This is a genomic window from Vibrio sp. YT-16, assembly GCF_033337405.1.
Lineage (GTDB): Bacteria > Pseudomonadota > Gammaproteobacteria > Enterobacterales > Vibrionaceae > Vibrio > Vibrio alginolyticus.
In genome coordinates, this window is sequence record NZ_JAWOQQ010000004.1 from 161,478 (window position 1) to 176,138 (window position 14,661).

The window sequence follows — 14,661 nt, forward strand, 5'->3', positions numbered from 1 at the left end:
CACTTAAGTGAGAGGTTTGGAAAGGCTGCGGGGAGAAAGTGCATGCGTATTAAAGACTTAAGTGTCGTAAAGAAAATATCGGTTAGTTATTTAACCGTTTTTGCCGTGTTTGGTTTAGTGTCAGTAATGTTGGTGCAAGGTTTGTTAACACTGAATAAAGACATCTCAGTGTTAACAGATAAAAGTTTACCTTCTGTTGCGATTTTGAAAGGTATCCAAGTTGATATTACTAAAGTGCGTAAAGATGAGTTCTCTTTATTGCCAAACGCAAATCACCCCAAAATTGGTGAGTGGTTAAAAGGCCTCGACCAATGGCGTTCTGATGTGCAGGCTGGTATTGCAGAATACGAAAAGCTCGACCTTAATAAGCGTGAAACGCAGTCTTTTAGCGTTTTTAAAGAAACTTGGAATCAATACATCAAAGAAACGAAGACTTACAACGCACTGCTAAGCCAAGGTGATGCTGAAAGTGCAAATGATGTGATTTTATCGAGTTTCGATACCTACTCAAAAGCGTTGAGCAGCTTGGATGATACCCTCGCGTTGAACGATGAGTTGGTGAATTTGATTGGTGAAGAAGTACAAAGTGAAGCGGCATTTACACAATACAGCGCTGCTGTTGGTGCGCTCGTCGTCGCATTGGTCATGGTAATGTCTGCCATGTTGCTTTCTCGAGTCATTTGCGGGCCTGTTGATCGAGCATTGGAATTCGCTTCTAAAATCGCCAAGGGTCAATTGAATAATCAAATCGACGAAAGTGAATTGAGCAAAGACGAGTTAGGAACGTTGCTTAAAGAGCTTGTCGGTATGCAAACAAACTTACATTCGCTGGTTTCTGAGATTAATGACTCAACGATTCAGCTAACGGCAGCAGTAGAGGAAGTGAGTGCTATTTCTTCTCAGACCGCCTCTGGTATGCAAAATCAACAAATTGAACTTAGCTCGGTGGCTTCTGCGATGACAGAGATGCAAGCTGCTGTAAGTGAAGTGGCACAAAATACCGAAGTTGGCGCAACCTCTGCTTATTCGGCTGCGGAAGTGGCAAAGCAAGGAACGGCGACGTTACAACAAACTATCGCAGTAATTGAGCGTGTATCACATACGATCCAAGAATCAGATGAACTGGCACGTGAGCTTGAATCGAGCTCAAACAATATCAATGTGGTCGTCGATGTGATCCGCGGGATTGCCGAGCAAACAAACTTGTTAGCACTGAACGCCGCAATTGAAGCCGCTCGGGCTGGTGAACAAGGACGTGGGTTTGCTGTTGTGGCAGATGAGGTTCGTTCTCTGGCGCAACGCACTCAAGACTCCACTTCACAAATTGTGGAAATTGTTAATCAGCTACAAGAGAGCAGCAGTAAAATAGGGCATTCAAGCCGTGATTGTCAGGAGGGTATTTCTCAGTGTGTTGAGCAAGTTAATGACGCTGATAGCCAGATAAAAGAAATTGAACATTCTGTCGATAACATAGCGCAAATGAGCACACAAATCGCAACGGCGTGCAGTGAGCAGAATTCTGTATCCGAAGAGCTGAATCGCAGTGTGGAGCATATTAATAGTGCTTCAACAGAGATGGCTGAGGGAGCTTCACAAACGGCTGTGGCTTGTCAGCAGATTAGTAGCCTAGCGCACAACTTGAAAACTCGAATGGGTTCATTCCAGCTCTAGTTGTTGTGTTTCAGCTTTATTCCTAACCTCATTGCTACAATAAATAAGCCGGACGAAATGTCCGGCTTATTTATTCTCTGTCTATATAAGTTCAGAGTATGCTCAACCTTGGGAGAATATGCTCGCTAGGCTGGGATACCACTGTGAAACTTAAAATCTGTATCTGGCGTAGAAATTAAATCTGCCTCTATACGTCCAAAGTAGGCGATGCGCTCGCTGATATCTTTGCCTGCGATTTGCTCCGCTAATACAAGATAATCCTGGTAATGGCGTGCTTCTGAACGTAATAAAGAAATGTAGAACTTTGCGATATCGTCATCCATATGTGGTGCTAGTTTGGCAAAACGCTCACAAGATCGGGCTTCGATGTACGCACCAATGATGAGTTTATCGATCAGCGTTTCTGGCTCATGAGTCTTCATATGCGAAATCAGTCCTTTAGCATAGCGACTTGCTGGAATATTTTTATACTCAATTCCACGACTTTCCATGATCTCTAAAACTTGATAAAAGTGGTGTAACTCCTCTTTTATCAAAAGCACCATCTTATCGATCAAATCTTGGCTGTATGGTGAGTCGGACTTAGCCATGATTGACTTAGAAATATTGCTCTTGCCTTTTAAAGTTTCCAATGAGCCTACGTTACGGTAAGCAAAATCTTCGTAGGGCTTAAACCAGTCAAGTAGAGCATGTGAACTGGATTGGTCAACGGCATACTTACGAATTAAAAACATGGCAGATTGGCCTGCTTTTAGTTCGCACAGTAGGTGGTCTAACAAAATGGTTTGAAGGTTCTCTGGTTTCTTTGCTTCCTCTACCCATTCATCAGGTGTACTGCATTGCAGAAATTGGTTAATGGGAGCAAGAAGATCTTGATAGGCGTCTAGATTCATCATTTTAGTTTTAGTACTTCACATTTTTATTGGGCATATCCGTTGTCTTGCGGATAGAAAAAAGGCTGCAATTGCAGCCTTTTTTGACCTGAAGTGAATGTTACCACTTTTTCTTCTCGCCGAAGAGAGCTTCCATGTCATTGTCACGCTCTTTGTCAGCAATCTGCTGCATTTCGGCATCGCTTTTATCTTGGCGCTTTTTATCTAAGTCACCTAACATCTCTTCAAGCTTTTGTTTCGCTTGAATAGAATAAGGATCGCTCTTAGTGCTCAAAGCATCGATACCTTTACGCAGCAGTTGAAGTGCGGTGCCTGGTTGACCACGAGCGATAGAGTCATTTGCTCTTTTGATGACATTTTCAATGTTGATGCGAATTTGCATCGTTTCCAAGCGCGCATTTTCAGTGACGTAAGTCTGGGTATCCAATCGGCCTTTGTTGTGCTCGTTACGGATAGTGTCGCGAAGTCGTTTAACCAGCTTAAGCATGACGATAGCTTGTTTGTCACTACTCGGCATCTTGAAAGTGGTACTCTCGCCAGTAGGACCATTCTCTTTTAGCTGCGTAATCTGCTGCTTCATATTTTCGATACGTTGAGCAAGTTGCTTGTTCTTCGGGTCCAGCTCATGCATGCTCTCTAGCGCGTCAAGAATACGATTGTTTAGACACAGCAACAGCTCTTTACTAAAAGGGATATGGTGCGCATGACCAATCAACTCTTCAGTACCATCTATCAAGGCTACATATCGCGCTGATTCCTGCCTTTTTGCGGTTTCAACTTTAACCTTATATTGCAACATAATGTTATAGCCTAGGATTAACACCAGTAGGATGGCTACCAAAGCGATTATTAAACCAATATTCATATCTTTGCGTCTGCTTTACTTTTCTGCGGCTAGCGTTAAAGAATACATGAATCTTATCTTACTCGGCACCTTATTTGTTTGATTATTTTGTCTCTCCCACGTTTTAGTTACTGATAGAAGTCACATCATAGAACTTCGGTCATTTATTGGCTCAACTTTGTGCATATTGTTTCTTGCTTGAAGATTATTAGTATGTGATTGAGGTATAAGTTAGAAATTGCTGTTCATTTCGATTTGAACGCGTTATAACTAATTATTATATCGCTCGCTTGAGTGGCCAATAAACTCTCTCATGAATAAGTAAGGGATTACGATGAAACTGCAGCAGCTGAAGTATATTGTTGAGGTTGTAAACCATAATCTGAATGTATCTGCAACGGCGGAAAGCTTATATACCTCTCAGCCAGGTATCAGTAAACAGGTTCGGTTGCTGGAAGATGAGTTAGGCATTCAGATTTTTGAACGTAGCGGTAAGCACTTAACGCAAGTGACGCCAGCTGGTGAAGAAATTGTACGTATCTCGCAAGAAATTCTCGCTCGTGTAGAAAGTATCAAAGCGGTGGCTGGAGAGCACACCCATCCAGAAATGGGGACGCTGAATATCACCACGACACATACGCAGGCTCGTTATGCACTGCCAGATGTCATCAAAGGTTTTACTTCTCGTTATCCAAAAGTGTCGTTACACATGCACCAAGGTACACCGTCACAAATGTCTGAGGCGATAGCTAAAGGCACAGCGAATTTTGCGATTGCGACAGAAGCGCTTCACTTATATCAAGATGCCATCATGCTGCCTTGTTATCACTGGAATCGTTCAATAGTTGTGCCTAAAGACCACCCACTAGCGAAGAAAGACAAAGTAACGATCAGTGATCTTGCCGCTTACCCATTAGTCACTTACGTGTTCGGTTTTACTGGCCGTTCAGAGCTGGATACAGCATTCAACCGCGAAGGTTTAACCCCGCGAGTGGTGTTCACTGCAACTGATGCAGACGTCATTAAAACTTACGTTCGTATGGGTATTGGTGTGGGTGTGATTGCAAGCATGGCTGTGGATGAAGAGCAGGACGGTGACTTGGTTGCAATAGATGCGAGCCATTTGTTTGGCGCGAGCACCACGAGCATCGGCTTCCGCCGTGGTACATTCTTACGCTCTTACATGTTCGATTTTATGGAGCGTTTTGCACCGCACTTAACGCGTCCAGTGGTTGAGCAGGCGATTTCGTTGAAGTCTAATGCAGAAATCGAAGAGATGTTTAAAGACATCGAGCTTCCGGTGAGATAACACTTCATTGATGTTTCGATTCCCTCTACAATGCGCTCGTTGTAGGGGGAGTTATGAAAACGCAATTTCAATTTATTAATGACTGCTTAATCGAAAACCAATCTTTGTGGCGATTCGAGCCTTTTAAAAGCAGCATTCACACATCATTACCTTGGCAGGAGCAACATCCTCGACTGTGCCAATGGCTAGCGTCTCTTACTCCCTCTCAAATCGAAGAATACAAAGCAGCACCAGAACTCGCGTTAAAAGCACTTAGTCCGTTTTTGCCTGAGCTTGAACAACTCGCAGAACTGACTCATTTAGAGCTTTTGTCGTTAAACGGCTTGGAACTCGCTCGTGGTTTAGATAACGGTATTCCGGGACGTAAGTTGGAGCAAATTAGCTCGATGGGTGAAGCTGCAATTCAACAACACTGTGGCGAAGAATGGCTAGAATGGTGCTCAGGTAAAGGTTACTTGGGGCGAATCCTGACAACGCAAACCGATCAGCCTGTAACCAGCTTTGAATACCAACAAGCACTGTGCGATTCGGGGCAACAAGCAGCCAATGAACATCATTGGAAGATGACGTTTATTCAAGGCGACGCGTTTGATAGCAAAGCGAAAGCCGTGTTTAAGCCAACGCAACACGCAGTAGCACTGCATGCATGCGGTGACCTTCACGTTCGTCTAATGCAGTACGGCAGTGAAAATGGGATTGCTGCGATGACCATATCACCTTGTTGTTACCACTTGATTCAGTCGGAACAATACCAGCCGATGTCGGAATCGGGCAGGGCTTCTTCTCTCTCATTGTCTAAGCAAGAACTGCGTATCCCATTACAACAAACGGTGACGGGAGGAGAGCGCGTGCGTCGTCATCGTCAGCAGGAAATGATGTTTCGTCTTGGGTTTGATTTGATCACGCGACAAGCTTTGGGAATGGCAGAGTATCAGCCTGTGCCGAGTATCCGTAAGTCGCAATTAAGTGATGGTTTTGAATCGTTCTGTCGCTGGGCAGCGGAGCAAAAAGGCATTGTTCTTCCTCAAGAAATCGATTTCTCTCATTTTGAAAAGTTAAGCGAACAACGCTTCTGGCAAATGGAGAGAATGAGCTTAGTGCAACTTGTTTTTCAACGTCCGTTGGAGATCTGGCTCGCATTAGATAAAGTGCTTTATCTTGAAGAACGTGGTTACCGTGTTAGATTGTCAGAGTTTTGCCCTAAATCGGTCACACCTAGAAATATTTTAATTTGTGCATATAAGATTTAGTTATTCTTTATAGCCAAACGCTCTATATGAAAAAGCCCACTTATGAGTGGGCTTTTGTAAACAAAACGTGACAAGTTATGTTTTATTTTGTCATTAATTAAACATAGCGATAGCTTGAGTTGGTTCAACGTATTCCAAGTCAAAGCTTTCTGCTACTTCTTTACACGTTACTTTTCCGTGAATAACGTTTAGACCTTCAAGGAAGCCTTTATCTTCTAGAAGTGCTTCGCGGTAGCCTTTATTTGCTAACTTCACGATGTATGGAAGTGTAGCGTTGTTGAGTGCAAATGTTGAAGTGCGAGCAACTGCGCCAGGCATATTTGCTACACAGTAGTGAACCACTTCATCAACGATGTAAGTTGGATCTGCGTGAGTTGTCGCGTGCGAAGTTTCGAAACAACCGCCTTGGTCAATTGCCACGTCAACCACTGCCGCACCAGGCTTCATCTTAGCAATGTGCTCTTTAGTGACCAGTTTAGGTGCTGCTGCGCCAGGAATTAGAACGGCACCGATAACAAGGTCCGCTTCTAGAACATGCTTCTCGATAGCGTCTTCAGTAGAATAAACCACTTTTGCGCGACCTTGGAATTCTTCGTCAAGCTTACGAAGTGTGTCTACGTTACGGTCTAGAATGGTGACGTCAGCGCGAAGGCCAACCGCCATACGAGCAGCGTTTGCACCAACAACGCCACCACCAACGATAACGACTTTTGCAGGTTCAACACCAGGTACGCCGCCTAGGAGCAGACCACGACCGCCGTGCGATTTTTCCAACGTTTGCGCGCCAGCTTGGATAGACATCCGACCTGCCACTTCTGACATTGGTGCTAACAGTGGCAAACGACCCATATTATCTGTTACAGTCTCATAGGCTATACAGACAGCTTTGCTCTTGATTAGCTCATCAGTTTGTGGAAAATCTGGTGCTAGGTGTAAATAAGTAAATAAAATTTGCCCTTCGCGGAGCATTGCTCTCTCTACTGCTTGGGGTTCTTTTACTTTTACAATCATGTCTGCTTGCGCAAATACGTCAGCAGCATGAGGGAGAATGGATGCGCCGACAGCGATGTAATCATCGTCTGAAAAACCAATGCCGGCACCTGCATTGGTCTCAACTAAAACTTGGTGACCATGTGAGATGAGTTCTCTCACGCTAGCTGGGATCATACCAACACGATATTCGTGATTCTTGATTTCCTTAGGTACGCCAATGATCATCCTGTATCCTCTTTCTATAATGGTTGTATTAACTGTTAGTAGGGTGTTATTGTCGAATTAATAACTAGTATAGTTATAGATTTGTAAAATTTGGCACCAAATATTAAAAAGTTGTAGTATATTTTTTTGCAAGGAAGTAATAAGGTGGAATAAAAAATGGCAGACAACTATAAAAAGCCGTCCAAGGAACTAGACCGTATCGACCGCAACATTCTTAATGAGCTGCAGAAAGACGGTCGTATTTCAAACGTTGAGCTTTCAAAACGTGTGGGACTTTCTCCAACGCCATGTTTGGAGCGTGTACGTCGCTTAGAGCGTCAGGGTTATATCACAGGGTATACTGCATTATTGAATCCGCAGTTCCTGGATGCATCACTATTAGTATTCGTTGAGATTACGCTAAACCGTGGTGCGCCGGATGTGTTTGAGCAGTTTAACTCAGCTGTTCAAAAGCTAGACGACATACAAGAGTGTCATCTTGTTTCAGGTGACTTTGACTATCTTCTTAAAACCCGTGTATCAGATATGGGTGCTTACCGCCGACTATTGGGCGATACGTTACTACGTCTACCTGGCGTAAATGACACTCGCACATACGTTGTTATGGAAGAAGTGAAACAATCTAACCAGCTTGTGATCAAAACTCGTTAATTTCTTGCAAAGAAAGCGGTATATGCTTCCGCTTTCGCCAGAGAGTAATTGGGTTTTTCTCCTTGATATGGTTAAATCAATTTACCGAGCGGCTTGATGCCGCTCGGAATGTTTTGCAATTTCCTATTTCATTTCCATATTCAAGTTGATTTATGTTCAAAGAGAACGCAAAGAAAGTCGAAACCATTATCAAAACCAGTGAAGAGCCCCAGTCTTCACGCTTAAATGGCTTCCAACGCTTAAAAGAGTGCTGCTTTATCGTTGGCGTTCTTAGCTCGGTATTGCTTGCGGTTGCACTATTTACCTTCAGTCCGGCCGATCCTTCTTGGTCCCAAACCGCATGGGGAGGGGATATCGATAATGCTGGTGGCCTTTTCGGCGCTTGGCTAGCTGATACTCTATTCTTCACATTTGGCTCTCTCGCTTACCCAATCCCTTTCTTGCTAGCGGCGGCTGCATGGGTGATTTGCCGTAAACGAGGAGAAGATGAGCCAATTGATTTCATGCTATGGGGTACAAGGCTGCTCGGTCTTGTCGTCCTTATTATGACCAGTTGCGGTCTTGCCGATATTAATTTTGATGACATTTGGTATTTTTCATCCGGAGGTGTGGTCGGGGATGTGTTGTCTAGCCTCGCTTTACCTACATTGAATGTACTCGGTACCACATTGGTACTGCTGTTCTTGTGGGGAGCGGGCTTTACGCTCTTCACTGGCATCTCATGGCTTAACATCGTGGAATGGCTTGGTGATCGTGCATTAGCACTAATTGCCGCGCTTGCAAATAAGGCAAGAGGCTCAGAGCAGGAAGTTTTAGAACCTCAGCTTGATGAGTTTGTAGAAGATAAAGTCTCTACGCCTAAACATAATGTAGACCATGAAATTGATGATGAGCCGCTTCCTCATTTAACGGCGTACGATGTCGATGAACCGAAAGAGTCGGCGCCGGCGCATGAGTACCCTATTTATATGCCGCAAGCTAAACCTGATAAGCCTGCAGAACAGGCGATGGTAGAACCGACGCCACCACAACGCAAGGCTACGGTTAATGCTGCGTCAGTCTATTCTGAACCTGAGCCTCAAATACAACCTATCCATACGGTTAACACGGATAACGTTGATCCGCTCTTGGAACGCACCAAGCAACTGAATGTTACGATAGAAGAGCTTGAAGCAGCGGCGCAACAAGCAGATGACTGGGGAACTGACGAACAGGCAGCCCCATCATTTGCAGACACTTACTCTTCCTATGTAGAGCAACATACAGCTACAGAAGAACCGATCAGTGTTGAACCAGATTATGCGGAGTACGAACAATTTGAAGCAGAGCAAGTACAGCAGCCAAGTATTGAGCATCCTGTACATGAAGAGCCTGCAATTGATTCTGCTGTATTAGATAGCATCACGGCGCAAACAGAGTCGAGCCAACATATTGAGCCTACGATCTCTGACTTTGATGTGTTAGATGATGAAGACGAAGTGGAGTCTCAGCCTGCGCAGCAAGTACAGCCAACAACGCCTCATCAGCAAGCAGCAACACCTTCAACAACATTTGAACCTGCTCCTCAAAAAGTGGAAGTAGAAGAGGTCCAAGACAACGACCAAGACGTTACCGCATTCCAAGATATGGTTTCCAATGCACAAGCCAAAGTCGCTGCAACACAGAACCCATTTTTGGTACAGAAAGAAGAAAATTTGCCAGTTCCGGAAGAGCCACTCCCAACGCTCGAGTTGCTTTATCATCCAGAAAAACGTGAAAACTTTATCGACCGTGATGCGCTAGAGCAGGTCGCTCGATTGGTAGAGAGCAAACTCGCTGACTACAAAATCAAAGCCGATGTGGTTGGTATTTATCCTGGACCAGTGATCACTCGTTTTGAGCTTGATTTGGCGCCGGGGGTGAAAGTAAGTCGTATTTCTGGTCTTTCAACTGACTTAGCGCGTGCATTGTCTGCGATGGCGGTACGTGTTGTGGAAGTAATCCCTGGCAAGCCTTACATCGGTTTGGAACTGCCAAATATGAGTCGTCAGACGGTCTATTTATCTGATGTCATCAGTAGCCCTCAGTTTGAGCAAGCAACGTCACCAACAACGGTTGTGTTAGGTCAAGACATTGCGGGCGAAGCTGTGGTGGCAGATCTTGCGAAGATGCCTCACGTGTTAGTAGCAGGTACAACAGGTTCTGGTAAGTCGGTGGGTGTGAACGTGATGATTTTGAGCATGCTGTATAAAGCAGGTCCAGAAGATGTACGCTTCATCATGATTGACCCGAAAATGCTAGAGCTTTCTATTTATGAAGGTATCCCTCATCTTCTTTCTGAAGTTGTGACTGATATGAAAGACGCATCAAACGCTCTACGTTGGTGTGTGGGCGAGATGGAACGTCGTTACAAATTGATGTCGGCATTAGGTGTACGTAATGTGAAGGGCTTCAACGAAAAATTGAAGATGGCAGCAGAAGCGGGCCACCCAATCCATGACCCGTTCTGGCAGGAAGGCGACAGCATGGATACTGAACCGCCATTGCTAGAAAAGCTGCCTTACATCGTTGTTGTTGTTGACGAATTTGCTGACCTGATGATGGTGGTAGGTAAGAAAGTTGAAGAACTGATTGCTCGCTTGGCGCAAAAAGCGCGTGCGGCAGGTATTCACTTAATTCTTGCGACTCAGCGTCCATCGGTTGACGTTATTACCGGTCTAATTAAAGCGAACATCCCAACTCGTGTTGCGTTTACGGTATCGACTAAAACGGACTCTCGTACAATCCTAGATCAAGGCGGCGCAGAATCACTACTTGGTATGGGTGATATGTTGTATCTACCGCCGGGATCAAGTCATACAACTCGTGTTCACGGTGCATTTGCATCAGATGATGATGTTCATGCTGTTGTAAACAACTGGAAAGCGCGTGGTAAACCGAACTACATTGAAGAGATCATCAGTGGAGATCAAACTCCAGAAAGTCTATTGCCAGGTGAGCAAATGGAAGCGGATGAAGATGTAGACCCGCTCTTCGATCAAGTTGTTGAGCACGTGGTTCAATCACGTCGAGGTTCGGTTTCCGGTGTTCAGCGCCGATTTAAGATAGGTTACAACCGTGCCGCCCGTATTGTAGAGCAGCTTGAAGCGCAGGGCATCGTAAGTGCTCCGGGTCATAACGGTAACCGTGAAGTACTGGCACCTGCGCCACCAAAAGATTAATGAACTTGTGTTACTCACCTCAGTCCAACTGAGGTGAGTGGTTCTAATAATAGGTATCTGAATGAAAAAACTATTTTCAGCGAAACTTTTCTCCGCGCTTGTTTTAAGCTTTTCCCTCTTCTCTACTGCACACGCAGCATCTCCTAAAGATGAATTAAACAAACGCCTTTCTATGAATGATGGCTTTAGTGCAGATTTCTCTCAGCAGGTTATCAGCCCTGAAGGCGAAACGGTTATGGAAGGAGAAGGTACGGTTGAAATTGCCCGCCCAAGCCTGTTCCGTTGGAGCACAACATTCCCTGATGAGAACCTATTGGTCTCTGACGGTAAGACATTGTGGTACTACAGCCCATTCATCGAGCAAGTGAGCATCTATTGGCAAGAGCAAGCAACAGAGCAAACGCCATTTGTTTTGCTAACGCGTAACCGAGCAAGTGATTGGAATAACTACAAAATATCTCAAAAAGGTGACCAATTCACTCTCATTCCTACTGCAGTAGACTCCACACAAGGTCAATTCCAGATTAATATTGATGCCAAAGGTGTGGTGAAAGGCTTCAATGTGGTTGAGCAAGACGGCCAAAAAGGTTTGTTCACTTTTAACAACGTGAAGCTGGGTAAACCAAAAGCAGACAGATTCACATTCACAATTCCAAAAGGTGTGGAAGTGGATGACCAAAGGAATTAATTGGTAGTGAGTAATTACACATTAGATTTCTCGGGGGACGAAGATTTTCGTCCCCTTGCTGCTCGTATGAGACCGGAAACAATCGAGCAATACATTGGACAGCAGCACATTTTAGGCCTTGGTAAGCCACTGCGCCGTGCGCTAGAGGCGGGTCACATTCACTCTATGATCCTTTGGGGACCACCAGGCACAGGCAAAACGACATTAGCGGAAGTGGCTGCAAACTATGCCAATGCTGAAGTAGAGCGCGTGTCTGCCGTGACGTCTGGTGTGAAAGAAATTCGTGCTGCAATCGAGAAAGCACGTGAGAACAAAATGGCGGGCCGCCGCACCATCTTATTTGTGGATGAGGTGCATCGCTTCAACAAATCTCAACAAGATGCGTTTTTACCGCATATCGAAGATGGCACGGTTACCTTTATTGGTGCGACGACAGAAAACCCATCGTTTGAGTTAAACAACGCATTGCTGTCACGTGCACGTGTCTACAAGCTAACGTCTCTCGATAAAGATGAAATCTCACTGGCGCTGAATCAAGCGATCAGTGACAAAGAGCGTGGCTTGGGCAATACACCCGCACATTTCGCTGATAACGTATTAGACCGCCTAGCAGAACTGGTCAACGGTGATGCTCGCATGTCTCTCAATTATCTTGAGCTGCTCTACGACATGGCAGAAGACAATGCGCAAGGTGAAAAAGAGATCACGCTTAAGTTGCTGGCTGAAGTGGCAGGGGAGAAAGTCTCTCGCTTCGATAACAAAGGTGATATCTGGTATGACTTAATCTCTGCGGTCCACAAATCCATTCGTGGCTCTAACCCAGATGCGGCGCTTTACTGGGCTGCACGTATGATTGCTGCGGGTTGTGATCCTCTTTATATTGCCCGTCGATTACTTGCGATAGCATCAGAAGATGTCGGCAATGCGGACCCTAGAGCCATGCAAGTGGCACTCTCCGCGTGGGACTGTTTTACACGCGTTGGCCCAGCAGAAGGTGAACGTGCGATTGCACAGGCGATCGTGTACTTAGCATGTGCGCCAAAAAGTAATGCTGTTTACGTGGCGTGGAAACAAGCGCTAGCGGACGCTCATAACTTACCTGAATATGAAGTGCCGCATCACCTTCGAAATGCGCCAACCAGTTTGATGAAAGACATGGGTTATGGGGCTGAGTATCGTTATGCTCACGATGAGCCTGGTGCTTACGCAGCAGGTGAGCAATATTTGCCGCCTGAAATGGGCGATCGTAGGTACTATCAGCCGACAAATCGTGGTCTGGAGACCAAAATCGGCGAAAAGTTAGATTACTTGGCTACTTTAGACGCAAATAGCCCACAAAAGCGCTATGAAAAGTAGGCGTTTTTGGATACATTTGTTTAGTAAATTTTTTTAACGCGTACGCTTGGAAAGTGCGCGTGATTTCACAACAAAAAGCATAGGATTAACAATGCTGGATTCTAAATTACTTCGTACAGAGCTGGATGAAACAGCTGCTAAACTGGCGCGTCGTGGCTTTAAGCTAGACGTAGATACTATTCGTAAACTTGAAGAACAACGTAAGTCCATTCAAGTAGAAGTAGAAAATTTACAATCCACGCGTAACTCCATCTCCAAGCAAATCGGCCAAAAAATGGCGGCTGGCGACAAAGAAGGCGCAGAAGAGATCAAGAAACAAATCGGTACGCTAGGTAGCGATCTTGATGCGAAGAAAGTTGAACTTGAGCAAGTAATGGCTCAACTAGACGAATTCACGCTTTCTGTACCAAACATCCCAGCAGATGAAGTGCCAGATGGCAAAGATGAAAACGACAACGTTGAAATCTCTCGTTGGGGTGAGCCAAAGTCTTACGACTTCGAACTGAAAGATCACGTTGACCTAGGCGAAATGGGCGACGGTCTAGACTTCGCAAGTGCAGTTAAGATCACTGGCGCACGTTTCATCGTGATGAAAGGCCAATTTGCTCGTCTACACCGTGCAATCGCTCAGTTCATGCTGGATCTTCACACTGAAGAGCACGGCTACACAGAAATGTACGTACCTTACCTAGTAAACTCTGACAGCCTATTCGGTACTGGTCAGCTTCCTAAGTTTGGTAAAGATCTTTTCCACACTGAGCCGCTAGTAGAAAAAGTAAACGACGAAGAGCCACGTAAACTGTCTCTAATCCCTACTGCAGAAGTACCTGTAACGAACCTAGTTCGTGACACGATTTCTGACGAAGCGGATCTACCAATTAAGATGACAGCTCACACGCCATGTTTCCGTTCAGAAGCAGGTTCTTACGGTCGTGATACTCGTGGTTTGATTCGTATGCACCAGTTCGACAAAGTTGAGCTAGTACAAATCACTAAGCCAGAAGATTCAATGAACGCACTAGAAGAGCTAACAGGTCACGCTGAGAAAGTTCTACAACTTCTAGAGCTTCCTTACCGTAAAGTGGTTCTATGTACAGGTGACATGGGCTTCGGCGCTCGTAAGACTTACGACCTAGAAGTTTGGGTTCCTGCTCAAGAAACTTACCGTGAAATTTCTTCATGTTCTAACATGTGGGATTTCCAAGCTCGTCGTATGCAAGCACGTTTCCGTCGTAAAGGCGAGAAGAAACCTGAGCTTGTACACACGCTAAACGGTTCTGGTCTTGCTGTAGGTCGTACAATGGTTGCTATCCTAGAAAACAACCAAGAAGCAGACGGCCGCATTGCAATCCCTACAGTACTTCAGAAGTACATGGCGGGCGCAACGCACATCGGTTAATCCATTAACCACTAGAACACCAAAACCCAGCCTTAGTGCTGGGTTTTTTGTTATCTGCGTCGAGTGAAAATACGTTGTTATGTAAATGTAGGATGAGGTATTGCATAGTTAGCCTAAATTATTAAAACCAGTCCCTAATGATATTTTTCTAAGCTTCATTGAGCATGACAAGCTCCTCCAAA

At 45.0% G+C, this 14,661-nt stretch carries 11 protein-coding genes; 8 read left to right on the forward strand and 3 right to left on the reverse strand.

Going from position 1 to position 14,661, the window contains the following annotated elements:
• Positions 1 to 42 precede the first annotated feature (42 nt).
• Entirely contained in the window at positions 43 to 1,671 is a 1,629-nt protein-coding gene (locus R7F07_RS09125) for a methyl-accepting chemotaxis protein (protein ID WP_047100808.1), read from the forward strand.
• Between the two features lie 125 nt (positions 1,672 to 1,796).
• Here the strand turns inward: R7F07_RS09125 and miaE are convergent, their stop codons facing one another.
• Positions 1,797 to 2,567, reverse strand: a complete 771-nt coding sequence (gene miaE / locus R7F07_RS09130; protein ID WP_005388968.1) for a tRNA isopentenyl-2-thiomethyl-A-37 hydroxylase MiaE — start codon at positions 2,565 to 2,567, stop codon at positions 1,797 to 1,799.
• A 97-nt stretch (positions 2,568 to 2,664) separates the two neighbouring features.
• Positions 2,665 to 3,429, reverse strand: coding sequence for a hypothetical protein (locus tag R7F07_RS09135; RefSeq protein ID WP_005378247.1), 765 nt, complete (start codon positions 3,427 to 3,429; stop codon positions 2,665 to 2,667).
• A gap of 313 nt (positions 3,430 to 3,742) precedes the next feature.
• Between R7F07_RS09135 and cysB the strand changes: the two genes are divergently transcribed.
• Complete coding sequence (cysB, locus tag R7F07_RS09140) at positions 3,743 to 4,717, forward strand: HTH-type transcriptional regulator CysB (RefSeq protein WP_005388967.1); 975 nt, start codon at positions 3,743 to 3,745, stop codon at positions 4,715 to 4,717.
• Between the two features lie 53 nt (positions 4,718 to 4,770).
• A complete protein-coding gene (locus R7F07_RS09145; RefSeq protein WP_171342743.1) occupies positions 4,771 to 5,967 on the forward strand; it encodes a methyltransferase in 1,197 nt (398 codons plus the stop codon).
• 93 nt (positions 5,968 to 6,060) lie between these two features.
• Here the strand turns inward: R7F07_RS09145 and ald are convergent, their stop codons facing one another.
• Entirely contained in the window at positions 6,061 to 7,185 is a 1,125-nt protein-coding gene (gene ald, locus R7F07_RS09150) for an alanine dehydrogenase (RefSeq protein WP_005378241.1), read from the reverse strand.
• 156 nt (positions 7,186 to 7,341) lie between these two features.
• Between ald and lrp the strand changes: the two genes are divergently transcribed.
• The 5 genes from lrp to serS all read left to right on the forward strand — a co-directional run bounded on the left by lrp (position 7,342) and on the right by serS (position 14,479).
• Positions 7,342 to 7,836 (forward strand): leucine-responsive transcriptional regulator Lrp, encoded by a 495-nt coding sequence (lrp, locus tag R7F07_RS09155; RefSeq protein ID WP_005378234.1) that lies wholly within the window; start codon positions 7,342 to 7,344, stop codon positions 7,834 to 7,836.
• 152 nt (positions 7,837 to 7,988) lie between these two features.
• A complete protein-coding gene (locus tag R7F07_RS09160; RefSeq protein WP_171342742.1) occupies positions 7,989 to 11,036 on the forward strand; it encodes a DNA translocase FtsK 4TM domain-containing protein in 3,048 nt (1,015 codons plus the stop codon).
• Between the two features lie 61 nt (positions 11,037 to 11,097).
• Positions 11,098 to 11,724: an outer membrane lipoprotein chaperone LolA gene (gene lolA, locus R7F07_RS09165; RefSeq protein WP_005388103.1), complete on the forward strand. Its 627-nt coding sequence runs from the start codon at positions 11,098 to 11,100 to the stop codon at positions 11,722 to 11,724.
• Positions 11,725 to 13,080 (forward strand): replication-associated recombination protein A, encoded by a 1,356-nt coding sequence (locus R7F07_RS09170; RefSeq protein WP_216624858.1) that lies wholly within the window; start codon positions 11,725 to 11,727, stop codon positions 13,078 to 13,080.
• 91 nt (positions 13,081 to 13,171) lie between these two features.
• Positions 13,172 to 14,479, forward strand: coding sequence for a serine--tRNA ligase (gene serS / locus R7F07_RS09175; RefSeq protein WP_005437179.1), 1,308 nt, complete (start codon positions 13,172 to 13,174; stop codon positions 14,477 to 14,479).
• Positions 14,480 to 14,661 lie beyond the last annotated feature (182 nt).